This is a genomic window from Nitrospirota bacterium (assembly GCA_016207885.1).
Classification (GTDB): domain Bacteria; phylum Nitrospirota; class Thermodesulfovibrionia; order UBA6902; family UBA6902; genus JACQZG01.
The window spans coordinates 195,013-220,355 of the sequence record JACQZE010000004.1; the positions used below are offsets into that span (position 1 = coordinate 195,013).

22 protein-coding genes, 4 tRNA genes and 1 other RNA gene are annotated in these 25,343 nt (G+C 47.4%); 24 read left to right on the forward strand and 3 right to left on the reverse strand.

From position 1 onward, the window contains the following. Positions 1–7: 7 nt before the first annotated feature. From HY807_03635 to HY807_03710, 16 genes are all read left to right on the forward strand, one after another. Positions 8–2,431, forward strand: coding sequence for a DUF3536 domain-containing protein (locus HY807_03635; protein ID MBI4825500.1), 2,424 nt, complete (start codon positions 8–10; stop codon positions 2,429–2,431). Continuing rightward, positions 2,428–3,933 carry a 4-alpha-glucanotransferase gene (gene malQ / locus HY807_03640; protein MBI4825501.1) on the forward strand — a complete coding sequence of 502 codons (1,506 nt, stop codon included), beginning with the start codon at positions 2,428–2,430 and terminating at the stop codon, positions 3,931–3,933. The genes HY807_03635 and malQ overlap by 4 nt, the downstream gene beginning before the upstream one ends. A 107-nt stretch (positions 3,934–4,040) precedes the next feature. Further along, complete coding sequence (locus HY807_03645; protein MBI4825502.1) at positions 4,041–5,261, forward strand: glucose-1-phosphate adenylyltransferase; 1,221 nt, start codon at positions 4,041–4,043, stop codon at positions 5,259–5,261. After that, positions 5,258–5,758: a PAS domain-containing protein gene (locus HY807_03650; protein ID MBI4825503.1), complete on the forward strand. Its 501-nt coding sequence runs from the start codon at positions 5,258–5,260 to the stop codon at positions 5,756–5,758. Before HY807_03645 ends, HY807_03650 begins: the two co-directional genes overlap by 4 nt. Before the next feature lie 59 nt (positions 5,759–5,817). Continuing rightward, complete coding sequence (locus HY807_03655) at positions 5,818–6,039, forward strand: addiction module protein (GenBank protein ID MBI4825504.1); 222 nt, start codon at positions 5,818–5,820, stop codon at positions 6,037–6,039. Next, positions 6,036–6,347, forward strand: a complete 312-nt coding sequence (locus HY807_03660) for a type II toxin-antitoxin system RelE/ParE family toxin (protein MBI4825505.1) — start codon at positions 6,036–6,038, stop codon at positions 6,345–6,347. The genes HY807_03655 and HY807_03660 overlap by 4 nt, the downstream gene beginning before the upstream one ends. Positions 6,348–6,478: 131 nt before the next feature. After that, entirely contained in the window at positions 6,479–9,016 is a 2,538-nt protein-coding gene (locus tag HY807_03665) for a DEAD/DEAH box helicase family protein (GenBank protein MBI4825506.1), read from the forward strand. Between the two features lie 9 nt (positions 9,017–9,025). Further along, positions 9,026–9,859 carry a KilA-N domain-containing protein gene (locus HY807_03670; GenBank protein MBI4825507.1) on the forward strand — a complete coding sequence of 278 codons (834 nt, stop codon included), beginning with the start codon at positions 9,026–9,028 and terminating at the stop codon, positions 9,857–9,859. Positions 9,860–9,864: 5 nt separating this feature from the next. Continuing rightward, complete coding sequence (locus tag HY807_03675; protein MBI4825508.1) at positions 9,865–12,297, forward strand: N-6 DNA methylase; 2,433 nt, start codon at positions 9,865–9,867, stop codon at positions 12,295–12,297. Between the two features lie 256 nt (positions 12,298–12,553). Then, positions 12,554–13,549, forward strand: a complete 996-nt coding sequence (gene galT, locus HY807_03680) for a galactose-1-phosphate uridylyltransferase (GenBank protein MBI4825509.1) — start codon at positions 12,554–12,556, stop codon at positions 13,547–13,549. Positions 13,550–13,677: 128 nt separating this feature from the next. Further along, entirely contained in the window at positions 13,678–15,129 is a 1,452-nt protein-coding gene (gene glgA, locus HY807_03685) for a glycogen synthase GlgA (GenBank protein MBI4825510.1), read from the forward strand. 4 nt (positions 15,130–15,133) lie between these two features. After that, entirely contained in the window at positions 15,134–18,274 is a 3,141-nt protein-coding gene (locus HY807_03690; protein ID MBI4825511.1) for a PAS domain S-box protein, read from the forward strand. Positions 18,275–18,326: 52 nt separating this feature from the next. Then, positions 18,327–18,677 carry a response regulator gene (locus HY807_03695; GenBank protein ID MBI4825512.1) on the forward strand — a complete coding sequence of 117 codons (351 nt, stop codon included), beginning with the start codon at positions 18,327–18,329 and terminating at the stop codon, positions 18,675–18,677. A gap of 147 nt (positions 18,678–18,824) precedes the next feature. After that, a tRNA-Ser gene (locus HY807_03700) sits at positions 18,825–18,917 on the forward strand. A 33-nt stretch (positions 18,918–18,950) separates the two neighbouring features. Then, a complete protein-coding gene (locus tag HY807_03705) occupies positions 18,951–19,487 on the forward strand; it encodes a hypothetical protein (protein MBI4825513.1) in 537 nt (178 codons plus the stop codon). Positions 19,488–19,505: 18 nt separating this feature from the next. Beyond that, positions 19,506–19,582 (forward strand) — tRNA-Arg (locus HY807_03710). Positions 19,583–19,627: 45 nt separating this feature from the next. Here the strand turns inward: HY807_03710 and HY807_03715 are convergent. After that, the gene (locus HY807_03715; GenBank protein MBI4825514.1) at positions 19,628–19,951 is read right to left on the reverse strand and encodes a hypothetical protein; all 324 of its coding nucleotides are present in this window, start codon (positions 19,949–19,951) and stop codon (positions 19,628–19,630) included. 38 nt (positions 19,952–19,989) lie between these two features. Further along, a complete protein-coding gene (locus HY807_03720; GenBank protein MBI4825515.1) occupies positions 19,990–20,595 on the reverse strand; it encodes a hypothetical protein in 606 nt (201 codons plus the stop codon). Between the two features lie 116 nt (positions 20,596–20,711). On the opposite strand from HY807_03720, the gene tadA reads away from it, so the two are divergent. The 7 genes from tadA (at position 20,712) to recR (ending at position 24,453) form a co-directional block, all read left to right on the forward strand. Next, positions 20,712–21,194 carry a tRNA adenosine(34) deaminase TadA gene (tadA, locus tag HY807_03725; GenBank protein MBI4825516.1) on the forward strand — a complete coding sequence of 161 codons (483 nt, stop codon included), beginning with the start codon at positions 20,712–20,714 and terminating at the stop codon, positions 21,192–21,194. 16 nt (positions 21,195–21,210) lie between these two features. Next, a tRNA-Ser gene (locus tag HY807_03730) sits at positions 21,211–21,300 on the forward strand. A 104-nt stretch (positions 21,301–21,404) separates the two neighbouring features. Further along, positions 21,405–21,492, forward strand: a tRNA-Ser gene (locus HY807_03735). Positions 21,493–21,592: 100 nt separating this feature from the next. Beyond that, an RNA gene (gene ffs / locus HY807_03740) (signal recognition particle sRNA small type) lies at positions 21,593–21,691 on the forward strand. A gap of 60 nt (positions 21,692–21,751) precedes the next feature. Further along, a complete protein-coding gene (gene dnaX / locus HY807_03745) occupies positions 21,752–23,413 on the forward strand; it encodes a DNA polymerase III subunit gamma/tau (GenBank protein ID MBI4825517.1) in 1,662 nt (553 codons plus the stop codon). Between the two features lie 117 nt (positions 23,414–23,530). Further along, the gene (locus HY807_03750; protein MBI4825518.1) at positions 23,531–23,860 is read left to right on the forward strand and encodes a YbaB/EbfC family nucleoid-associated protein; all 330 of its coding nucleotides are present in this window, start codon (positions 23,531–23,533) and stop codon (positions 23,858–23,860) included. Then, a complete protein-coding gene (recR, locus tag HY807_03755) occupies positions 23,860–24,453 on the forward strand; it encodes a recombination protein RecR (GenBank protein ID MBI4825519.1) in 594 nt (197 codons plus the stop codon). Before HY807_03750 ends, recR begins: the two co-directional genes overlap by 1 nt. A gap of 18 nt (positions 24,454–24,471) precedes the next feature. Here the strand turns inward: recR and HY807_03760 are convergent, their stop codons facing one another. Further along, entirely contained in the window at positions 24,472–24,867 is a 396-nt protein-coding gene (locus tag HY807_03760; GenBank protein MBI4825520.1) for a hypothetical protein, read from the reverse strand. A gap of 75 nt (positions 24,868–24,942) precedes the next feature. On the opposite strand from HY807_03760, the gene HY807_03765 reads away from it, so the two are divergent. Continuing rightward, positions 24,943–25,272, forward strand: coding sequence for an HNH nuclease family protein (locus HY807_03765; GenBank protein MBI4825521.1), 330 nt, complete (start codon positions 24,943–24,945; stop codon positions 25,270–25,272). The last annotated feature ends 71 nt before the right edge of the window (positions 25,273–25,343 follow it).

Sequence of the window (25,343 nt, forward strand, 5' to 3'; positions counted from 1 at the left end):
ATAAATAATGGATAGATACATCTGCATACACGGACATTTCTACCAGCCGCCGCGAGAAAACCCATGGCTTGAAGAGGTTGAGCTTCAGGACGGGGCATATCCGTATCATGACTGGAACGAGAGGATAACCGCTGAATGCTACGCCCCGAACGCCGCGTCCCGCATACTCGACCCGGAAGAAAGGATTATCGAGATAGTCAATGTCTATTCAAAGAGCAGCTTCAACTTCGGCCCTTCCCTCCTGACATGGCTGCAGAGGCGCAAGCCTGATGTCTATGAGGCGATACTTGAGGCGGACAGGCTGAGTATAGGAAGATTCTCAGGCCACGGCTCTGCCATTGCTCAGGCATACAGCCACATGATACTGCCTCTTGCCAATAAACGTGACATGCGCACACAGATAATCTGGGGGATAAAGGATTTTGAGAAACGGTTCAAGAGGTTTCCCGAAGGCATGTGGCTTCCGGAGACCGCGGTCAATACAGAGACGCTTGAAGTGCTCGCTGAGCTCGGAATAAAGTTCACCATTCTTTCGCCTCGTCAGGCGCAAAGGATACGCAAAAGAGACACCCCGAATTGGCTTGATGTAAGCGGTGAAAGGATAGACCCGACGATGCCGTATCTCTGCATGCTCCCGTCAGGCAGAAGCATTAACATCTTTTTCTATGACGGCCCTATCGCGCAGGAGGTCTCTTTCGCGAACCTGCTGAAGAACGGCGAGGGCTTTGCCAACAAACTGCTCTCCGCATTTAACAGCCAGAGAAACCGGCCTCAGCTTGTGCATATCGCCACTGATGGAGAGAACTACGGGCACCACCACCGCTTCGGAGACATGGCGCTCTCTTACTGCCTGCATTATATCGAGTCAAACAGCCTCGCAAAGATAACAAATTACGGCGAGTATCTTGCAAAACACCCGCCGACACATGTAGTTGAGATATATGAAAACTCTTCATGGAGCTGCATCCATGGCGTTGAAAGATGGAGAAGCAGCTGCGGGTGCAACACAGGGATGCATCATGACTGGAACCAGAAGTGGAGAAGGCCGTTAAGGGACGCGATGGACAGCCTCAGGGACACTCTCGTTCAGGTTTTTGAGAATGAGGCGTCAAATTACTTTAAAGACCCGTGGGGCGCGAGGAACGGTTACATAGACGCGGTATTTGACAGGTCTGTGCCGAATGTAGAGAAGTATCTTGAAAGCCATGCGAGCAAAAAACTTGCCAAAGATGAAAAGGTGAAGGCCCTCGGCCTTCTTGAGATGCAGAGAAACGCCATGCTCATGTACACGAGCTGCGGCTGGTTCTTTGATGATGTATCAGGCATTGAGGGAGTTCAGATAATGCAGTATGCCTCAAGGGCTATGCAATACGCAGAGGACATCTTCGGGCTTAAACTTGAGCCTGAATACCTGAAGAAACTCGGCGAGACCCCGAGCAACGTCTTCGGGAACGCCGCAAAAGTCTATGACCTCTACGTAAAACCGGCAAGGACCGACCTGCTCAGGGTTGGCGCGCACTACGGCATCTCCTCCTTCTTTGAGAGATACAATTCACACATAGAGTTGTTCTGCTACCTCGCGGAAAACGTGGCATATAACAAAACAGAAGCAGGCAAGCTGAAGCTCGCCACCGGAAAGGCGGTCATACGATCCAATATAACATGGGAAGAAAAGACTATAAATTTCGCCGTGCTCCATCTCGGCGACCACAATATCAGCGGCGGGGCTGAAGATTTTATCGGGGATGAAGACTTCTCAGCCATGCAGAACGAGCTGCATACCGCGTTTGACAGAGGCGATATGCATGAGGTCATAAGGTTCATGGACAAGCATTTCGGCGGCAACATCTATTCGATCTGGCACCTCTTTAAAGACGAGCAGAGAAAGATCCTGAACCAGATACTGCGTCTGACATATGAAAGCATCGAGGCCTCCTACCGCCAGATATATGAGAACCACTACGCAGTAATGAACTTCTTTCACAGCCTGCACGTCAGGCTGCCAAGGCCTTTTGCAGCCGCAACAGAGTATATACTCAATACCGACCTTAAAAAGATCTTTGATACCGGGGAAGAACTTGACCTTGAGAAGCTGAAGAGTTTGGCGGATGAGGCTTTAAAATGGTCTCTGAAGATAGACTCCGCAACGATCGGCTTCTCGATCAGCTCATGGGTAAATAACCTCATGGAGAAACTCAGCCATGACCCTGAAGACCTGCGCCTCTTTGAATTGATAGATAACGCATTCAGGATACTGAACCCCTTATCACTGGCCATGGACCTCTGGAAGGCGCAAAACCTGTACTTCATGATCTCCAGAAAAACATACATCACCATGAAAGAGAGGGCCAAAGGCGGCGATGAATTCGCAAAGAGATGGGTAGAGGCATTTAGAAAGTTAGGCTATTATCTTCATATCAAGGTCACCTGATGAAACGCGGCAGCGGCATCCTTCTTCATGTCACATCCCTCCCTTCAGCCTATGGCATAGGAGACCTCGGGCCGGCTGCTTATTTATTCGCTGACTTTCTTGCTCAGGCAGGGCAGAGATACTGGCAGATACTCCCGCTGACCCCGATATGCCCGGCGTATGGAAATTCCCCTTACAGCAGTTTTTCCGCGTTTGCAGGAAATCACCTTCTGATAAGCCCTGAACTAATGGCAAGGGACGGCTTTCTCGCTGAGTCTGACATCCAAAACCCTCCGGCATTTCCCAAGGACAGGGTGGATTACAACAAAGCCGCTGAATACAAAGACGCGTTATTCAGCCTTGCCTTTGAAAAAATAAAAGATGCCCTGCTTCACCATCATGATTTCCAGAGTTTTTGCCGGGAGAACGCATACTGGCTTGATGACTACTGCCTTTTCGTTTCAATAAAAAAACACTTTAACGGCATCGACTGGAGCAGATGGCCTGAGGAACTGAAGGACAGAAATGAAGATGCTTTAAGTGAATGGGCAGGAAGATCAGGCGGCATGATATTGAAGTTGAAATTCCTGCAGTATCTCTTTTTCAGGCAGTGGCAGTCCTTGAAGAATCACTGCGAAGGCAGAGGCATAAAGATATTCGGGGACATCCCGATCTATGTAAATTATGACAGCTCGGATGTATGGGCAAACCCGGACATATTCACGTTGGATGAAGAGAAGAAGCCCTCGCTTGTCGCAGGCGTGCCTCCTGATTATTTCAGTGAGACAGGCCAGTTATGGGGCCATCCGCTTTATAACTGGGACGCGCTTAAAGAGAGCGGATACTCATGGTGGATAAAAAGGATAGAGCACAATCTGAAGCTCCTTCACCTCTTCAGGCTTGACCATTTCCGGGGTTTTGTCGGCTACTGGGCGGTTCAGGCAGGCGAGAAGACGGCTGTTAACGGAAGATGGATCGCTGCTCCTGCTGATGATTTCTTTAACACGCTCTTAAAACATCTGCCGCGACTACCCATCATTGCCGAAGACCTCGGTATCATCACCCCTGATGTGACAGAGATAATGAACAGGTTCGGGTTCCCCGGCATGAAGGTGCTTCTTTTCGCCTTCGGGGAAGATATTGCTGCCAACCCGTATGCTCCGCACAACCACGTCAAAAACTGCGTGGTCTACACCGGCACTCATGACAACAACACGATCAAGGGATGGTTCAAAAATGAGGTGGATGCTGAAGGGAAAAAGAGGATATCCGATTATATCGGCCATAAGGCATCATTAAGAACTATCCACAATGAGATCATCAGGATTGCCATGATGTCTGTCGCAGACACGGTTATCATCCCGATGCAGGATATTCTCGGCCTCGGTGAAAAAGAGAGGATGAACATACCCGGTATTACGTTAGGCAACTGGGAATGGAGGCTTTCAGCAGAACAGTTGACCCCTGCACTTATAAAACATATGAACGACATGGCCAAGCTGTATGGAAGGTCATCTGTATGATATTATGTATAATAATCCAATGTCATTCCGGCTTGTCCGGAATCTTTTCCTGATAAATAATAAAGAATGATTCCGGACAAGCCGGAATGACACAAAAAGGATAAGATATGGCGCATCCTAAAATTCTTGCGATAATCATGGCAGGAGGAAGAGGCAATCGGCTCTTTCCCCTCACATTCGAGCGTTCCAAACCGTCCGTGCCCTTCGGAGGGAGCTACAGGATAATTGACTTTGTCCTGAGCAACATGATCAATTCAAAGATATTCTCCAACTACCTCCTCGTCCAGTATAAGTCCCAGTCGCTCATCGAACACGTACGTGCGAACTGGGTTCTCTCTTCCGTTATCCAGGAACACTTCGTCACTGTCGTGCCTCCTCAGATGAGGCTTGGCCCCGACTGGTTTCTCGGCACCGCGGACGCTGTCTTTCAGAATCTGAACCTCATACGCCTTCATAAACCTGAGATGGTCGCGGTCTTCGGAGCGGACCACATATACCGCATGAACATACGGCAGATGATAGATTTTCATATGGAACATAATGCAGAGGTTTCAGTGGCAGCCAGGCCTGTCCCCATATCAGAGGGGAGCCAGTTCGGAATTATCGCCGCAGACCCTGACGGCAGAATAAGAAGTTTTGAGGAAAAGCCGGCAAACCCCACGCCCATATCCGATGACCCTGATAACGCATACTGCTCCATGGGCAATTATATCTTCAATACAGATACACTGATCGAGGCGTTGAGGGAAACGCATCAGAAGAAGGAATATGACTTCGGCTCGCATGTGCTGCCCAACCTTCTTAAAAACAATGCAAAGCTCTTTGCGTATGATTTTGCCGACAACATAATCCCCGGGACAAAGCCTTATGAAGAAAAAGGCTACTGGAGGGATGTCGGCACAATAAAATCCTTCTGGGACGCGCATCAGGATATGCTCGGAGAGAAACCGGCCTTTGAAATACAGAACGACCTCTGGCCCATACATCCGTCAAGAAGCGCTCTGCCTGCCGCAAAGATACTTGCCGGAGATATCACCAACAGCCTCATAGCGGAAGGCACTGTTGTGAAGAATGCCAGGATAATAAATTCCGTCATAAGGCGCGGCGCAGTCATAGAGGACGGTGTCGAGGTGAAGGATTCCATAATCATGGATCATGTTGTGCTCAAGAAAGGATGCAGACTGAACAAGGTGATAGTTGATTCATACAATGTTATCGAAGAAGATGTGCATATCGGCATCGGAAGCGAAAAACCATACTGGAGGGCTTACACCGACCCTTCCGGGATCACTGTAATCGGAAGCGAAAAACGGACTGCGATACTATGAAGGCGAAAAAATCATTCGAGCAGATGATCCTTGACTGGGAAGACTCTTTTGGCAACATGGTCACCATACACGACAATAACTACAATATTATCGCAGCCAACAGCTCAGCTAAAAAACTGCTTAAAACATCTTCATCTGAGATCTTAAAGAGAAAATGCTATGAGAATTACCACGGGAGCAATACCCCGCCGAAAGAATGCCCAAGCTGCGATTGCCTTAAAAGCGGCAAGCCTTCTATCGTAGAAATATTTGAACCTCACCTGAATATGTATCTGGAGATCAAGGCATTGCCGATATTCAACAGCGACAATTCCACAAAAGGTGTAATACACGTTGTGAGAGACATTACAACACATAAGAAGATGGAAAATGAGATCATAGAAAGAATGCGTGAACTTGAAGCATTTTATGATATGGCTATCAACAGGGAATTGAAGATGGCTGAGCTTAAAGTGGAGAATGAAAAATTAAGATCTGAATCTTATAATGGGGAATAATTAAATAAATGCGCCAAGTGATGTTATTATTAAATCAGTTCTAAAAAAGGAGGCAGACTATGCGCGTAATAGATATTCCACAAATTGAAAAATTAAGCATCCCTGAAAAGATCCTTCTTGTCGAAGATATGTGGGATAGCATATCTTCCGAGGAATCTGCCGTCCCTATACCTGAGAGCCACATGATGGAGCTGGACAGAAGGTCTGCAAGGCATAAGTCCAGTCCGGGAGGCCTTCTATCTCTGGATGAGCTTCGCAAAAAAATAGAATTAAGAAAATGACGTACACACTGCGGTTCCTTCCTGAAGTTGAAGAAGATGTCATCAACGGTTATTTTTGGTATGAATCAAAATCCAGAGGACTCGGTGAAGACTTTCTTCGTATGTTCTATGCCTATGCAAATGAAATCCTATGGAATCTCCTGCATTACCCGAAAGTTTATCAGAACTTTAGGCGCCGTCTGCTCAGGCGATTCCCTTATGCTATCTATTTTGAGATTGAGAATGACCAGATTATTGTATTTGGGCTTTTTCATTGCGCGCGCAATCCGCAAGCCATAAATGCAGAACTCGAAAACAGAGAGAAATAACGTCTCCATGACTAATCATTCCGGTGTTTGTATTTCCGGTATTCATACAACTATACTTTTCATATTCCAGCAAATACGGCTGGCTGTATTAATTGATAGGTCACTGGAGAAATCCTGAGACAGGAACCTGAATGCACGATAAAGAAGCCACAGCGCGTATCAAGATCAACAAGTTGCTCGAAGCGGCAGGTTGGCACTTTTTTGCAGATGGCAAATCACCTGCCAATATCCAGCTCGAACCCAGCGTCACACTCAAGACGCAGGACCTCAGCGCGCTCGGCGATAACTTTGAAAAAGCAAACAAAGGCTACATAGATTTTCTTTTGCTTAATGAGAAAGGATTTCCCTTCATAGTGCTCGAAGCTAAGTCTGAGGACAAGAACCCGCTCGTCGGCAAGGAGCAGGCACGCAAATATGCCAAGTCGCAGAACTGCCGCTTTGTCCTCCTCTCTAACGGTAACCTGCACTACTTCTGGGATCTGGAGCGCGGCAACCCATACGTCATTACATCCTTCCCTACACCTGATTCAGTCATCGGCTACCAGCAGGTTATACCCAACCCGCAGCGGCTAATCGAGGATCAAGTCGAAGACGATTACATCGTGCTGACCCAGCGTCCGAACTATCAATCAGAAGCAGCATGGAAGAACGAGGCAGAGCGTCACGGCTACATCCAGGCAAACAAGCTGCGTTTCTTGCGCCACTATCAGTTGAAGGCAATTCATGCAATGCAGCTGGCAGTCAAGGATGGCAAAGATCGTTTTCTCTTTGAGATGGCGACCGGCACAGGCAAGACACTTACTGCCGCCGCAGTTATCAAGTTATTTCTCCGTTCGGGCAATGCCCGGCGTGTACTCTTTCTGGTTGACCGCCTTGAACTTGAGGATCAGGCCAAGAAGGCATTTGCAGCGTTGTTATCCGCTGACTTTCAGACAGTGATTTATAAAGAGAACCGTGATGACTGGCGGCGCGCTGAGATTGTTGTTACCACTGTTCAGTCGCTGCTCTTCAATAATAAATACCAGCGGCTATTCTCGCCGACTGATTTCGATCTGGTTATTTCTGATGAAGCTCATCGCTCCATCGGCGGCAACGCCCGCGCAGTGTTTGATTACTTCATAGGCTATAAACTTGGATTGACCGCAACGCCTCGCGATTATCTCAGGCGGTTTAATAACACCAACCCTTCTACCCGTGACCCGCGTGAGGCAGAGCGGAGGCTGCTGCTGGATACCTATCGTACCTTCGGCTGCGAGAACAGCCAGCCTACCTATCGCTACTCTCTGCTCAATGGCGTGAAGGATGGATTTTTGATTAACCCTACAGTGGTGGATGCCCGCACTGAGGTTACAACAGAACTTCTCTCTGAAGAGGGCTTCGTCGTCTCGTTTACCGACGATGCAGGTGAAGACCGGCAGGAGGAGTTCAAGCAGCGTGAGTTTGAGAAACGCTTCTTTTCGGATGCTACTAACCAACTATTCTGCAAAACCTTTTTGGAAAACGCTTTGCGCGATCCGGTCAGCGGTGAGATCGGCAAGTCAATAATTTTTGCCGTCAGCCAGAAACACGCTGCGAAGCTGGCGCAGATATTAAACCAGATGGCAGACCGCATGTATCCCGGCAAGTACCAGTCTGATTTTGCCGTGCAGGTCACATCACAGATTGCCGATGCGCAGCAGTTCACGATAAACTTTAGCAATAATAATCTGCTCGGCTCTGCCAACTTCTTGCCCGCTTACAAGACCAGCAAGGCGCGTGTCTGCGTTACTGTTGGCATGATGACCACAGGATATGATTGTACTGACATTCTTAATCTCGGCCTCTTCCGCCCGATCTTCTCGCCGACTGACTTCATCCAGATCAAGGGGCGGGGTACACGCAAGCATAACTTTCTCGAACAGCTTTTTGACGAAAGCATTAAAGACAGCGTGAAGGAGCCGCAGAAGTCTGCATTCAAGCTCTTTGACTTCTTCGCCAACTGTGAATACTTTGAAGAGGAGTTTAATTATGATGAGGTGCTGAAATTGCCACGGCCCCAAAAGGGTGGCGAAACCACTGGCGGAGACGGCCCGGTGGTGCTTGGCGGCACTTATGAGCACATAGGCGCTGATATTCTCTCAAGGATAAATGAAGCGACCATCGGCAACGAGGGGATGAGGATTGACCGCATGTTCTTCGAGAGATTCGAGGACACCGTGCGCGAGAATGAGATTGTTGCCGCTGCTGTCGAGGCAGGGCAATGGGATCGTGTCATTGACTATGTGAACCGCGAGGTCTTTGATAAACCGGAGGAATATTACACTCTCGACAAATTGCGCAAGGCCGCTGCCGTTGATCGGCGACTGACTCTGCGGGAGATTTTAGAAAAGATCTTCGGCCTCATTCCGAGTTTTAAATCTAAAGATGAACTGCTCGAAGAGGAGTTTGCCAAGTTCGTAGCAGATACCAAGCCCGATGAGGCTGAGTCTATTCAGGCTATCAAGACTTTTTTCAAGGCTTATGTCACCAGCGATCAGGTACGCCACATCATAGAAGAAAAGCAGTTCACTGATCTGGCAACAAATCCTGTCTTCTCTACGCGGGACTTTAAGGCTGTGCCGGAGAAGTACAGAACGCTGATTCCTGAATACGTCAAGGATTATGTTCCGTTGAATCAGTTTTCAGCATGAGGAGGTTTAATGAGCAAAACCAAGAAAGCGACCATTGAAGTACAAGGAACCGCCGTCACTGTTCTCTGCCAAGCCAGCGATGACTATATTTCCCTGACGGACATCGCCAAGCACAAAGAGCCGGATCGCTCGGATCATGTCATACAGAACTGGATGAGAAACCGAAATACCATTGAGTTTTTAGGTATATGGGAACGATTGCATAATGTCGTTTTTAAACCCCTCGAATTCGAGGGGTTTAAAAACAGGGCAGGGCTTAACAGCTTTGTCTTGACGCCGCGACAGTGGATAGAGGCTACAAATGCAATCGGGCTGACCTCCAAGTCGGGGCGTTACGGCGGAACTTATGCACACAAGGATATTGCCTTCGAATTCGCCTCCTGGATATCGGTCGAGTTTAAACTTTATCTAATTAAAGAATTCCAGCGTCTCAAAGAGGATGAAAACAGCCGGCTGTCGCTCGCCTGGAATCTGAATCGTACACTTTCCAAGCTCAACTACCACATCCACACCGACGCTATTAAAGCGCACCTGATTCCGGCTGCGGTTACGTCCTCGCAAGCTGCCATCACCTATGCTACCGAGGCAGATGTGCTTAATGTTGCTCTCTTCGGTCAGACAGCTAAGGAGTGGCGCGACTCTAATCCAAAGCTTGACGGTAACATGAGAGACTATGCAACAGTTGAACAGTTGCTGGTCTTGGCTAACATCGAAGGCATGAACGCCGAATTTATTCACATGGGCTTGCCACAAAGGGATCGTCTTAAACGCCTCAATCAGATTGCCATCCGGCAAATGGAAGTACTTACACTTAATTCAACTATAAAAAAACTTAAGGAATAATTTATATGCTTGATACCGACACAAAACGCCGGATAGATACCTGCCGTGACATCCTTGTGGGAAAAGTGCCTGATCCGAAATCACAGGTCGAGCAGATAACTATCGCACTCATCTACAAGTTCATGGATGACATGGATGCTGAGAGTGAGGAGTTCGGCGGCAAGCGTAAGTTCTTTGCCAAGGAGTTCGCCCGCTACGGCTGGGCCAAACTCATGCGCTCCGGCCTGGGCGGCCATGAGACACTGAACCTCTACGCCGAGGCCATTGCCAAGATGCCGGAGAACCCCGGTATTCCGCCTCTCTTCCGCGACATCTTCAAGAACGCTTATCTGCCATATCGCGACCCGGAAACGCTCAAGATGTTTCTGAAGGTCATTGACGAGTTTAAATACGATCACAGCGAACGCCTCGGCGATGCGTTCGAGTATCTGCTCTCTGTGCTCGGCTCTCAAGGCGATGCCGGACAGTTCCGCACGCCACGCCATATCATTGATTTCATGGTAGCCATAATTGACCCGAAGAAGACCGAGACCATACTCGACCCGGCATGCGGCACAGCCGGTTTCCTGATCTCGTCATACAAGCACATTCTTCAAGCTAATACTGACAAGAAGGGTAATAGTAAACTTACACCTGATGAAAAGGGCCGCCTTGCAAATAACTTCAAGGGATATGACATCTCGCCCGATATGGTGAGGCTGTCATTGGTGAACCTGTATCTGCATGGCTTTCCAGCTCCGCATATTTACGAGTACGATACTCTTGCCAGTCAGGATCGCTGGAATGATTACGCTGATGTCATCCTCGCCAATCCGCCCTTCATGTCACCGAAGGGAGGTATCATGCCCCACAAACGCTTCACGGTGCAGTCCAAACGTAGCGAGGTGCTGTTCGTGGACTATATGGCCGAGCACCTCACTCCAACAGGACGCGCCGGTATCATCGTGCCAGAGGGGATCATTTTCCAGAGCCAGACAGCCTACAAGCAATTGCGCAAGATGCTGGTGGAGGAGTTCCTCGTCGCCGTAGTCTCTTTACCGGCAGGTGTGTTCAATCCTTATTCCGGCGTCATGACCTCGATACTGATACTCGACAAGTCGCTGGCCAGGAAGACAAACACCATCGCCTTCTTCAAAGTTGAGAATGACGGCTTTGGTCTTGGCGCACAGCGGCGCGAGATTGATAAGAACGATCTGCATGCCGCCGTCGAAGCCATTCAGGCATTTCGTCATTCCCGCGCAAGCGGGAATCCAGATAATTTTGATATAGATAAATACCGTAATGTGCTGGTAGTGGAGAAAGAAAAGATAGCTGCGAATGGAGAGTATAACCTAAGTGGTGAGCGGTATTCGCAGGGGAAATTACGATCAGCACTCTTCCCATATATTCCGCTTGGTGAGGTGGCGATTGTTGATTGGGGCAACACCGATCTCACAAAGAGTTCGTATGTTGGAAATGGCCAGTATCTGGGTGTTTCTGCAGCAGGTTGCGACGGAAGAATGAATCATGCCGAACACCAAGTAGGAACATTAGTTCTTTCTGCAATCGGAGCTAACTGTGGGCGCATGTTTTTTCCAGAGAGCGAATTCACCGCGATCAAGAATACGATGACGATTAAACCGTATTCTGACCGGCTTGAACCGTTGTATTTGTTTCATCTTCTATCGAAATTGACCTTTCCAAAACGCGGTGGTGGGCAGCCGTTCATCACGAAGGGAGATGTCGTCGAACTCCAAATCCCCGTGCCACCGCAGGATGTGCAGAAGGAGATCGTGTCGGAGATCGAGGGCTACCAGAAAGTCATCAACGGCGCCCGCGCCGTCCTTGACAACTACCGCCCCCACATTCCAATCCACTCCGACTGGCCAATGGTACGTCTTGGGGATATTTGTTCTCTGGACGGAACGATTACAACAGATGTGAACCTCGCACTTCCTTACATCGGTGCTGACAGCATCGAATCAAACACGGGTAAGCTCCTGAAGACAGAGACGGCTCAGGGCCAGCGGGTGAATGGCCCAGTCTATGAATTTGCTGGTCAGCGACTACTCTACAGCAAGATTCGGCCTTACCTCAACAAGCTAACTGTTGTTGATCTTCACGGGTATTGCAGCTCCGACATGTATCCTCTGCTTCCAAATAGTGCCAAAGTTCAGATCACATATTTGGCGACATACATGCTATCGGACACTTTCAATGAACGCATTCGCGGCTACTATGAGCGAGCCAGCATTCCTAAAATCAATCGGGCTCACCTGTTCGGGATTGAAATTCCCCTCCCGCCCCTTACTACGCAGCAAGCCATCGTCGCCGAGATCGAAGCCGAGCAGACGCTGGTCACTGCCAACCGCGAATTGATCACCCGCTTCGAGAAGAAGATCCAGGCTACTCTCTCCCGCGTCTGGGGAGAAGATGAACCGGTCCCGGCGGAGGCTTGAGCCTGTTAATCCAATCCATTGATCTAAAAGTTCTTCACCCTCTCTCAAACTCCTCCTCAGCCTCCTTCAAAAGCGCCTCTGGGCGATCAATCTTAAAGGCCGGGGTCGTCAAAGGGGCCGTTAATGAGCCTTGTATGAAAAGATGACTTCATATAAAATTATGTGGTAACTAGTTATATAATACATAACGCCACAGGATCCTGAAAATAAGCGGCAGTTTAAAATTTAATATAAATCCGCGCACTGGAGAATTTATATGCCTGAATTAAGAAAAGACCCTATATCAGGAAGATGGGTCATCATCTCGATAGAAAGAGGCAAAAGGCCCTCTGACTTTCCTAAACGCATAGCAGTTCCGAAAGGCGGCTTCTGCGCCTTCTGCGAAGGCAATGAGCGCACCACCCCGCCTGAGATATTTGCCATAAGGCCGAACGGCGGAGAACCGAATTCTCCGGGATGGACATTGAGGGTCGTTCAAAACAAATTCCCCGCCCTGCGCGCTGAAGGTGAACTGGACAAGACAGGCGAAGGGATATTTGACAAGATGAACGGCATCGGGACGCATGAGGTCATTATAGAATGCCCGGATCATAACAGCACGCTGTCAACAATGCCTTTAAGATATATTGAGGATGCGCTTCAGGTCTTTGAGAACAGGATAGCCGAACTTAAGAAAGATCCCCGCTTCAAGTATGTCCTCATCTTTAAGAACGAGGGCGAAGATGCAGGCGCATCTCTTGAGCATACGCACACCCAGCTTATAGCCCTGCCTGTCATACCTCATCTGGTGCAGGAAGAGATCGAAAATGCCAAACATTACCATACCTACAAGGAACGTTGCATCTTCTGCGACATAATACATCAGGAAGCAGCCTATAAAATAAGGGTCATATCTGAAAATGAAGATTATGTCGCCATCGCCCCTTTTGCCGCCAGCTCGCCGTTTGAAACAATGATCCTGCCCAAAAAGCATGAATCCAAATTCCTGCACAACGGCAATACAAATCTGCTGGCGCAGATACTTCAGAAGACGCTTAAACAGATAGACAGTGTCCTTGACCTGCCTTCTTACAATATGATGCTCCACACCTCACCGTACAACAATGAGATAAACGATTATTATCACTGGCACATTGAGATAAAGCCCAAACTCACAAAGATAGCGGGTTTTGAATGGGGCTCAGGATTTTATATAAACCCGACACCACCTGAAGAAGCCGCGAAATTCATGAGGGAAGCAGAGATCAGTTAGACCTTTTTTAATTGAATGTTTGTTATTTAGTGTCATTCCGGCTTGTCCGGAATCCTTCCGTAAAGATTCCGGACAAGCCGGAATGACAGAAATCAGGAACTGTGGCAAAGGCCACAGGGTGAATATATATGAAGATACTTATCGCGTCACCGGAAGCGGTGCCATTTGTAAAGACCGGCGGGCTTGCAGATATTGCGGGAACGCTGGTTAATGAATACAAAAAGATGGGCCTGGAGCCGGCTGTCATCCTGCCTCTTTACAGGGAGATCAAAAAGACCTCACACGCCATGAACATCAAACCTCTCAAAAAAGAGATAGCTGTGCCAGTCGGCGGCGGGATTGAAAAAGGAATGTTGTGGAAAGGCACCACGCCTGAAGGAGCTGACGCGTATTTTATTGAGAATGAAAAATATTACGACAGGGATGAATTATACTGCACTCCCGCAGGGGACTATCCTGACAACGCCTCGCGCTTTATCTTCTTCAGCCGGGGCACGCTCGAGGCATTAAAGGCGTTAAACCTGAGCCCGGACATCATTCACTGCAATGACTGGCAGACAGCCCTGATACCTGTCTACCTGAAAAAATTTTACAGGAACGGTTTTCCAAAGACAGCGGCTCTTCTGACTATCCATAATCTTGGTTTCCAGGGGATATTCCCCAAATCAGATATGCCTCTCACCGGCCTGGGATGGGAGATGTTCAATATGAATGAGCTGGAGTTCTACGGAAAGATAAACTTCCTCAAGGCGGGGATCATATTCTCTGATATTATTACCACGGTAAGCAGGACATACGCGCAGGAGATACTTACCCCGGAGCACGGCTTCGGGCTGGAAGGCGTCCTGAGAGAACGTAAAGATGACCTTTACGGGGTCATCAACGGGATAGACCTGGATTACTGGGAGCCTTCAAAAGACAAGTTCATCCCTGCCAATTACAGCAGTAAAGACCTTTCAGGCAAGGCGATATGTAAAAGATCCCTTCAGGCCGAACTGGGGCTGCCGGTGAACAGTTCACCGCTCATCGGGCTGGTCTCAAGGCTCTCATCACAGAAAGGGCTTGACCTTGTAACAGACGCCATGGGCGAGATCATCAGGTCAGGCGCACAGATAGCTGTCTTAGGCAAGGGAGACGAGTTCTTTCAAAATGCGTTGCTGGAATGCCGTAAGAAATACCCGGGGCACCTCTCTGTGACGATAGGATTTGAAGAGGCGCTCGGGCATAAAATATACGCGGGCTCGGACATCTTTCTGATGCCTTCAAGGTACGAGCCATGCGGACTGGGGCAGCTTATCGCGCTTCTCTACGGCTCCGTGCCTGTTGTCACAAAAACCGGGGGGCTTGCGGATACGGTCTCTGAATACGCATCCTCACAAGGGACAGGTACCGGATTCCTCATGAACAGATGCTCTTCCGAAGAGCTGCTGAAAACACTTCAAAAGGCTATGGAATTATATTATGATAAGAAAGAATGGAACAAGATCGTGAAGAACGCGATGTCGCAGGATTTTTCCTGGCGCCAGTCAACTGAAAAATATGTATCTCTGTATAAAAAAGCCTTAAAAGCGATAACTTAATATCATGCCGGAGATAAAAGAAAAACATGACCCGGTCTTTGACCTGCCTGAGATAGATATCTTAAGGAAAGTCAGTCAGATCATCAGTTCCACTTCTGACCTCAACAATCTTCTGGGCATAATAGCGCAAACAATAGCAAACACATTTAATAATGACCTGTGTTCGATCGGTCTCATCAAACCGGGGACGCGTTTTGTCTGCGTTGAAGCTACAAATCATGCCGAGAACAAACCAACTACATCATTCTGCCTGACCGCTGACAATAACAGGATCATCGAAAAGATCATGACAGAGCAGCAGCCTCTGGTAATACCTGATATAAGAAATGAGCCTGATATTAAAGTCCTCCTGAGGCCCGGGGGAGATATGTACCTTTCTCTCATAGCGATCCCGATAATGAGGGATTCCAAAGTAGAGGGGATCCTTATGCTTCAGAACAGGGCCGCCTGTTCTTACAGCATGGAAAAGATCAGCCTCCTTACCATTATTTCGCACAATCTTAACGTCGCTTTAAAGAATGCCGAGCTATATGAAAATGTCAAAACCCAATTTGACGAGTTGAAGGTGATCCATGAAATCGGCAAGGCGATAACATCGATCCTGGATATAGATGAGCTTCTGCCGTATATATGCAGGGAGGTATCACATCTCTTCAGCGCAAAAGGCTGTATCATCAGGCTTATTGAAGGTGAATTGCTTAATATAAAGGCCTCTTACGGATTGCCTGAAGAGATAAAGCAGGAGATGTCTCTGCGCCTCGGCAACGGCATAGCAGGACATGTTGCCCTGACCGGCGAACCGATGATAGTAGACAACGCCCGTCAGATGCCTGAAAACCTGCGTGTGCCGGGGATAGAAGCAACCTCTGTGCTTTGCGTCCCGCTGATCGTCGGCAAAAACATCATTGGAACCCTGGGGCTTTACAACAAAAAAACCGAGTGGGGGCCGGCGACTTTTACAGAAGAAGAGTTAGGCAGGCTGGTGACATTCGCCTCTGCCTCATCTGTCGCGATTGAGAACGCGAGGCTGTACAGGAAAGAGCTCGAAAGAGAGAATGATATGCTGAGCCTTTACCTTGAGGTCACCCAGACAAAAGACTATCTTAAAAGCCTTATAGACAACTCGCCCGACGCCATTGTCATTTCAGACATCAACGGCATAATCACATCATGGAACAAGGGGGCTGAAAAGATATATTTATATACCGAAGATGAAGCATTGGGGAAATTCCTTCCCATGGTCCCTGAATTCCTTGCGGAAGAGGAAAAGAGCAACATAAAGAAGATCCTTCAGAAGCAGACATTGAGCGACATAGAAACAATAAGGCAAAAAAAGAACGGAGAGTTCATAGAGGTCAGCCTTACGCTCTCACCGGTGCTCGACTCATACGGAAACATCACCGGCATAAGCGGGATCTCCAGGGATATATCCGAGAAGAAAAGAGTTGAAAAAGAATTAATAAAAAAGAATAGCGAGCTCTCAAGACTGTTCATAATGAGCTCTGCCGTAAAAAGCACTGTCAAACTGGAGAAACTTGGGAAGATGGTCCTCTCAGCCGTCACAATGAGCGACGGCCTGGGATTCAACAGGGCCATCCTCTTCCTTATCGACAAAGAAAAAAATTCCCTAAAGGGAGAAATGGGCGTAGGCCCTGCAAGTTTTGATGAGGCCAGGGAGATATGGCAATCCCTGAGCGGCAAGAGCCTTGAAAATATTATCACCGAGATCGACAGCGATATCCAGCCTAAAGAATCAGCTTTTGACAGGCAGTGCCGGAGTTTTATTATTGACCTTGACAAGGATTCTGTCTTCAGCCGCTGCATAAAGAAGAAGATCTACTGCAATGTTACAGACCCTGAGGCTGAAACCCGATCCTCCCCGGAGATGATCCGGCAGCTGATGACAAGGGCGTTTGGCGTGATACCTCTGCTTTCAGGAGGCGACGCCATAGGCATGATATGGGTTGACAATCTATTTTCAGGAAAGCAGATCAAAGATGACGACCTTCAGTCATTGATGATATTTACCAGCCACATCGTCTCAGCTATAGAAAATGCAAGGCTGTTTGAAAATGTCTCGCTTGCAAGGGCTGAACTCAAGAATATTTTTGAATCAATAACTGACATGGTCTATTTTACTGATAAGGACTGCGTTATAAGACGAATAAACCAGGCGGTAATAAATAAACTGGGGAAGAGCGAAGAGGAAATTATAGGCCAAAAATGCTTCGAGATGTTTCACGGGAAAGAGGAACACAGCCTCTTTTGTCCGCATATTAAAACCATGACCTCGCATGAGCCGTCTATCGAGGAGATCGACGACCCGTACCTTGGCGGAACCTTTGTGATATCAAGCTCCCCCATTTTTGACTCATCAGGGACGTATGCCGGGACAGTGCATGTCGCCCGTGATATCACAGAGCTTAATACACTTAGGGATAAAGTCACCTCTTCAGAAAGAATGGCGGCTCTTGGGGAACTGGCTGCAAAGGTCGCGCATGAAATAAGGAATCCGCTTGTCTCGGTAGGCGGCTTCGCAAGAAGGCTGCTGAGCAGCACCGGGGGCGAGGCGCATGAGTTTGCGAATATCATAGTAAATGAGGTCACCAGGCTTGAATATATACTGAAGGAGATACTGGGATTTGTTAAAGGCCCTGTAGTAACAAAAAGCAGCATGGATATAAATTCAGTATTAAAAGAGACTATAGATTTCATCAAACCTCAGGTCAATGAAAACGGGAATGAGATCATTGATCTTCTTTCAGAGACTCCCATGATGGTAGTTATGGACAAGAACGGCATAAAAGAAGCGATGCTGAACATTATTACTAACGCAAATAATGCGACTGAAAACGGGACCATCACAATAAGAACATGCTGTAATAACAATGAAGCTCTGATCGAGATTTCAGATTCAGGATGCGGGATCAGGCCTGAAGAACTCAATCATATATTCAATCCTTTCTATACAACAAGGCCTGACGGCACAGGGTTAGGCCTTTCGGTAACAAATAAAATAATCCGGGAACATAACGGAAGGATAGAGGTTGAAAGCCATTTCCATGGCTCCGGTGAAACAGATGGGGAAAAAGGATCCGCTTTCAGGGTATATTTCCCATTAGATATGGGCCATACTGATCATTAAGGGACATAATTAACAGCTGAATATAAATTAACATTTTAAGAGGGGGAGAGGCATGAAGATTTTAATTGTTGATGATGATATAAATATCAGGCGCCTTTATAAACTGGAGTTTGAAGAAGACGGCTATGAAGTCATTGTGGCGGATACGGGAGCAAACGGCCTGAAGTTGTTTGAAACAGAAAAACCCGACATAGTGACCCTGGACATCCTTATGCCTGACATCGACGGGATAAATCTTTTAAGGAAGATGAAAGAGATAAATCCCAAGACTCCCATTATCATGTCAACAGCCTATGATTACAGAGATGACTTTGCGCTTTGGGCATCTGAAGCATATATTGTCAAATCAGCGGATCTTGATGAACTGAAGAGCACCATAAAAAAACTCCTTCACAAAGATTAAAGCCTGTATTTGCGTATGATGCGCAATGAAATATTGATTTTTTTACAGGGGCGGCCAGGCTTCAGGTTTACAAAACAAGCCGTAATCAAGTATATTTTAAAGCTGGATAACTTGTATTCTTTCTTTTTATTGAACAAGTAATGTTATGGAGAGGTGGCCGAGTAGGTCGAAGGCAGCCGCCTGCTAAGCGGTTGTGGGGGTAACACCCCACCCAGGGTTCGAATCCCTGCCTCTCCGCCATTATTTCAACTATTAAAACAAAGGAGCTTTGCCATGAAAAAAATAATCATACTAATCATTGCGGCAGCATTTATCGTTTCAGTTACAGCCTGCCAGAAGAAAAAAGAAGAGGCCGCGAAACCTGAGGCCGGATCTTCAGGGCCGATAATTGCAGACCAGTCATCAACCCCTGTAGAAAAGAATGCAATCCCTAAAGAGTTTCAGGTCGTTGTTCCCGGCCCTGTAAAGAGCGGCTGGACAGATGTCGTGCTGATCCTTCAAGACAGGAAAATGGGTAAAGAGAAGGAGTATAAGGTCAGGATAGGAGAGAAGCTTAATGTGCCGGACTCAGACCTTGTGGTGCAGGTAGGCCCGTTTTTACCGGATCTTACAATTGCCGGCAGTGTCATCACTTCCGCTTCAAATGAAGCTAAAAACCCTTCAGTAGGAATAGTGGTTTATGAAAAAGGATCTCAGATATTCCCTCAGCAGGGGAAGGAATGGGGATGGCTCTATGCCAATCTGCCTGAAATTCATGCGTTAGAACACGAGCGTTTTGGATTGATCCTGAAAGAAGGCGTAAAAAAATAGGCCTGAACAATATCAAATGCGCCCATAGCTCAATTGGATAGAGTGTCTGACTACGGATCAGAAGGTTGGGGGTTCAACTCCTCCTGGGCGCACCATCTTTCCTGCCTGCCTAAGAAAAAGACCTGAATAAATAAGATGAGTTAAGCCTCTTTATCACTATCCCTTCTGTCGCAATGCCTTTTTTCCTCACCCGAAAAAACATTCGGATTGTCATAGGTCGCTTTCCTTATCATGAACATCTTTTTCAGCATGTACCCTATTGCTATCCATGTTAAAGCAAAACTGACAAAGATCAACCCTGTTATAAACTGGACATAATCAAAAACCGCATGCACAGTCTCCGGCGCTTCCGCATGGATGACCTGAAATACATTGATCATCATTGAACTGCTGTTAGGCCCCATAAGAGCGTATGTGCCAATCATTAAGAATAGCACCGCTGAAAAATTCAATAACCAACGCATGTTTACTGCCTCCTTTTCTTAAAGTTTATTGCTGGTGCTTATTCAGGTTTCACCGAGTCGCCGACAGATATCTCTTCTTTTTTTGATACTACCATCGCCTCAGATGAATTGGTATCCACTTTAATGGCCTTGCCAGAAGCTATCTTTCTGCCCCCCTTATAAATCCCGAAAACATCCCCCGGTTTTATCTTATCGCCGCTGCCGAGAGAGATTGAAATATTTATCCCGTCAACATAAGTCACAAGCCCCTCTTCTTCAACATGCGCGGGCGCAGCCGCCTTTGCCGTTACAATCGACTCTATCAGATATATTCTCTTCGCCTGATCCTCTATCATCCTCTTGTTGTTGAATATCTCTTTCTGAAGTTCATTATTGTCTTTATCGTGAAGGCTCCTCAATTCTGCGATACCTGACTGCGCCCCGTCGCCTGCGCCCTTGATCTCAGACTCCAGTACCCGGCCCTCATTTTTGATCTCCTGCCTCAATTCCTGCCTTAATTCCTGTTTGGCCGCGTCAAGTTGTTCCCTGAACTCTGCCCTCAGTTCCATCTCTGACGCTTTCAACCTCGCCTCATCGATACCGGGAGTTGCGCAGCCTGATAAGATAACTGAAAGAAAAATCACTGTGACCCAACCGCTTCTCATACGGCATAATCCTCCTCGATTGATAAAAAACAGAGCCCGGCGGTGCCATCGGCCGCCTGCATCTATATATATCATTATGCTACATTAATAGAGTCTCTTCAAGGAAACCTTTATTCATGACCGAGCCGGACGAATATTACATGGGCCTTGCCCTAAAAGAAGCTGAAAAGGCCTTTGAGAAAGATGAGGTGCCTGTCGGCGCGGTTCTTGTAATAAATGACAGAATAATCGCCTCTGCTCATAACCTTAGAGAAGCTGAAAACGACCCTACCGCGCATGCGGAACTGCTGGCGATAAAAGAAGGCGCGAGAACGAACAACGGATGGCGGCTTAACGAAGCAACGCTTTATGTGACAAAAGAGCCGTGTGTAATGTGCGCCGGGGCGATGATCAATGCTCGCCTGGGCAGGCTTGTTTACGGATGCAAGGATACGCGATACGGGGCATCCGGAAGCATCTACCATATAACAACAGACCCTGCGCTCAATCACCGCGTTGATGTAAGGCCGGGAGTTCTTGAAGAAGATTGCGGTGAAATGCTGAAAAGTTTTTTCCAAAAGTTGAGAGTCAGAAATCAGAAGTTTACAGTTAAAAGCTGAAAGTTATTGTTTTATTGGAGAGGTGCCAGAGCGGTTGAATGGGGCGGTCTCGAAAACCGTTGTGGGGGCAACCTCACCCAGGGTTCAAATCCCTGCCTCTCCGCCATATTCGAGTTGAAAAGTTGAAAAGTTGAAAATTAAAAGCTAAAAGGTATAAGGTATATAGCATTAATTAACCTTTCAGCTCTATACCATAAACCCTGTTTTATTGGAGAGGTGTCCGAGTGGCCGAAGGAGCACGCTTGGAAAGCGTGTGTACGGCAACGTACCGTGGGTTCGACTCCCACCCTCTCCGCCATAAAAGAGCGAAAAAGTTTAAGCTGACAGGTATAATATAAACAATAACAAGACGTTAACTTTTCAGCTATTCACTATTATCGTTATTGATTTTGTCGGGTCTTCGGGCCCTGTGCAACAGCGTACTGTGAACCCCGCCAGGTCCGGAAGGAAGCAACGGTAAGCGGCTATTCTGTGTGCCGCAGGATCACCTGAAGGCCCGGCATTATTAACTGAAAGACCACAACCAACTCCTTGATTTTACATTTATATTTAAAACTATGAGTTATATAGTCCTCGCACGAAAATGGCGTCCGCAAAACTTTGAAGACCTTATCGGACAGGAGAATGTCGCAAAGACCTTTAAGAATGCCATCCTGCAAGACAGGATCGTCCATGCGTATCTCTTCTCAGGCCCCAGAGGGATAGGAAAGACATCAAGCGCAAGGATCCTTTCCAAGGCCCTCAACTGCACGAACCGGATTGAAGGCGAACCATGCGGCAAATGCGAAAACTGCAAAGCCATAACTTCAGGGGCATCGGTTGACGTATTTGAAATAGACGGCGCGTCAAACACAGGTGTAGACGATGTCAGAGACCTGAGAGACGGGATAAAGTATGCTCCCTCAAGCGGGAAATACAAGATATACATTATCGACGAAGTTCATATGCTGAGCACCCAGGCATTTAATGCCCTCTTAAAGACGCTTGAAGAACCGCCGCCGCATGTAATATTCATATTCGCAACAACCGAAGCTAAAAAGATACCAGCAACCATTCTCTCACGGTGCCAGCACCATCTCTTCCGCAAGATACCTAAAGAGCGGATAAAGGCGCAGCTGAAAAATATCGTTGAGGCGGAAAAGATAAACATACAGGATACACCTCTGGATATGATAGCAAGGGCGGCAGACGGCAGCATGAGAGACGCGCTCACGCTGCTGGATCAGGCTGCTTCATTCAGCGACGATGTATCAGAAAAAGACCTTCAGATGCTGCTCGGGCTGCCGGAGATGGATGTCATATCAGGCCTTTCCGAAGCCATTCTTGACGGCGACATAACCGCCACCCTGTCAATAGTTAAAGACCAGACCGACAGAGGCTATGACCTCAGGTCTCTTACAAAAGAACTGCTTGAGCATTTCAGGAATCTTGCCATCGTTAAGGTGACCCAGAATGCCGAAAATTTTCTCGACTTCAGTGAGGACGAGGTTAAAGTCCTCAGAAAGCAATCTGAAAAAGTCGGGATAGAGCCGCTTACATTGATACTTACAGAACTGCTCAGGCTTGACGGAGAAGTGAAAAGCGCAATGAACCCCAGATACACGCTTGAGCTCGGCCTCCTCAGGATGTCGTTCGTAAAGGGAATGACATCAATTGATGCCGTGATCAGGATGCTGAATGAGACGCCCGGCTCACAAGATACGGCAACAGAAGGAAGACCGGAAATAAAAACAGCGGCTCCCTCTGAAAAAAAAAGTGTAAAGACTGAAAGTCCCGATCTGGAATATAAAACCACGCTGCATGACAAGGTTCCTGCCGCTTCATACGAAACAGCATCGCTTGAGAAAGAAGGGCTCTGGAATAGCGTTGTTGAACACTTTGATGCTGAAGACCACACCCTTGCGTGCAAGCTCGCCGAGGCCAGGGCTGTGGATCTCACGGCAAAAGAGCTTGTGATAGGCTTTAACGGCGGGATGTCGCTGCTGTCAGACTCTATTAAAAAGAATTCATCAAGCATAGAAGCTATCTTGAAAAAACTTGCAGGGAAAAGACTGAAGCTGAGTATAGTGTCTCTTGCCGCAAAAAAGACTGATAATAAAACCGTCATGATAAAAGAGAATGTACTCTCCGAACCGCTGGTTCAGGATGCCATGAAGATATTCAACAGCACGATACTGGAAGTAAAGTCACTCGAGAGTGAAAGTCCTGATGGAACATAATAATATATAATTTCCCCTCTTAGGCAAAGAGGGGTCAGGGGAGATTTTAATATTAATTATAAAATCCCCCTAACTCCCCCTTTTACAAAGTGGGACAATAGTAAACAGGAGGATACAATGTCAAAGAAGATGCTTGGGGATATGATGAAGCAGGCGCAGAAGATGCAGCAGGAGATGGCAAGGATACAGGAAGAGGCAAAGAAGAAGACCGTTGAGGCCTCTGCAGGCGGCGGCATGGTTGTCGTGACAGCCAGCGGCGCAATGGAGATAGTCTCTGTCAAGATAGAGAAGGATGTGGTAAACCCTGATGATATAGAGATGCTTCAGGACCTTATAATCGCCGCCTCAAATGAGGCACTCCGCAGGGCGCAGCAGATGGTCAATGAAGATATGGGAAAACTGACCGGAGGAATGAAGCTCCCCGGCCTCGGAGATATATTCGGTTAATGAGCATCAATATAGTAGAAAACCTTGTTACTGAGCTCATGAGGCTCCCGGGCATAGGAAGAAAAACCGCCCAGCGCTTATCTTTCTTCATTATGGGCATGCCGGATAATGAAACGCGCTCTATGGCTGACGCCATAATCATGATAAAAGAGAAGGCACGCTTCTGCAGCCGGTGCTTCAGCGTCACAGAAGATGAGATGTGCCATATATGCAAAGACCCTTCAAGAGACAAGAGCAAGATATGTGTAGTCGAGGAGCCGAGCAACCTCATTGTCATTGAAAACGCCCGGATATATAACGGGCTCTATCACGTCCTGCTTGGAGCGCTCTCACCTATTGACGGCATTACCCCTGACAAGCTCAAGATCAGCGAGCTTATTGAGAGAGTGAGATCAGGCGGCATATCTGAAATCATAATAGCAACCAACCCGAATACAAAGGGCGAGACAACCGCGCAGTACATCACCCGTGAATTAAAGCCCCTTGGAGTTAAGCTCTCCAGAATAGCATACGGCCTCCCCATCGGCGGAGATATAGAATTCGCCGACGAGGTAACGCTTGCAAAATCACTTGAGGGAAGAAAAGAATTATAAAGTAACTCCGGCAGGACGTTAGCCGATATAGGTCAATATAATATCAGCCCCGATCGCCATGAGTGACAGGAGAAATATAATAAGGTAGTTTATGTTCTCAGGCGACCGTTTTATGGATGACAGGAGGTAAACAAGAACTTCACTCTCCTCTTTAGAAAGGCATGCCCCGGACTTTACTTTTTCAATCAGTTGAAAATCATCAACAGCCTTTTTTCTCTTTACAGTTATACGGAATCTGTGAAAGAAGAAGGCAAAATTCCCCAGGACAGCAAAATACCATACCGGCCTGACCCATGAAGGATAAAGATGCTCAATAACGATGATTATCCTGAAGGCTGATGAAGCCAGCAGCCCGATAATAAATACACCGTACATCGCGTAATTTGAAGACATGACAGGTTTCTCTCTATTCATGAAGATGATTATAACATGGGGACTTGATTGGCTTAAAATAATGATATAATCTTTCCATAGACCTGCAAATATATAATGCGTAAACAGAGATGGCCCAGGAAAACAGGCGTAAACAGATCCGTTGAAGAGATAATCAGGGGGTTGAAGAAGAACATCCCTGCTGACAACGGCTACAGAGAGATGTCGCTGAAGATCCACGGGCTGATATGCGCAAAGTGCGGCAGAGAGTTCGAGGACAAGGACAGAAATCTCCTGACCGTTCACCATAAAGACGGGAACCACAATAACAATCCGCCGAACGGCTCTAACTGGGAAAACCTCTGCGTCTACTGCCATGAGGACGAGCACAGCAGAGGGCTGCTTGGCGGCTATTTGAGCGGAGAAAAGAGAGATGGTAAGACTTAAATTAGGATTTAATGCTAAAATTACGGCTGTCAAGATGAAAAATCCAAATATTGCAGTATATAAAAGGAAAT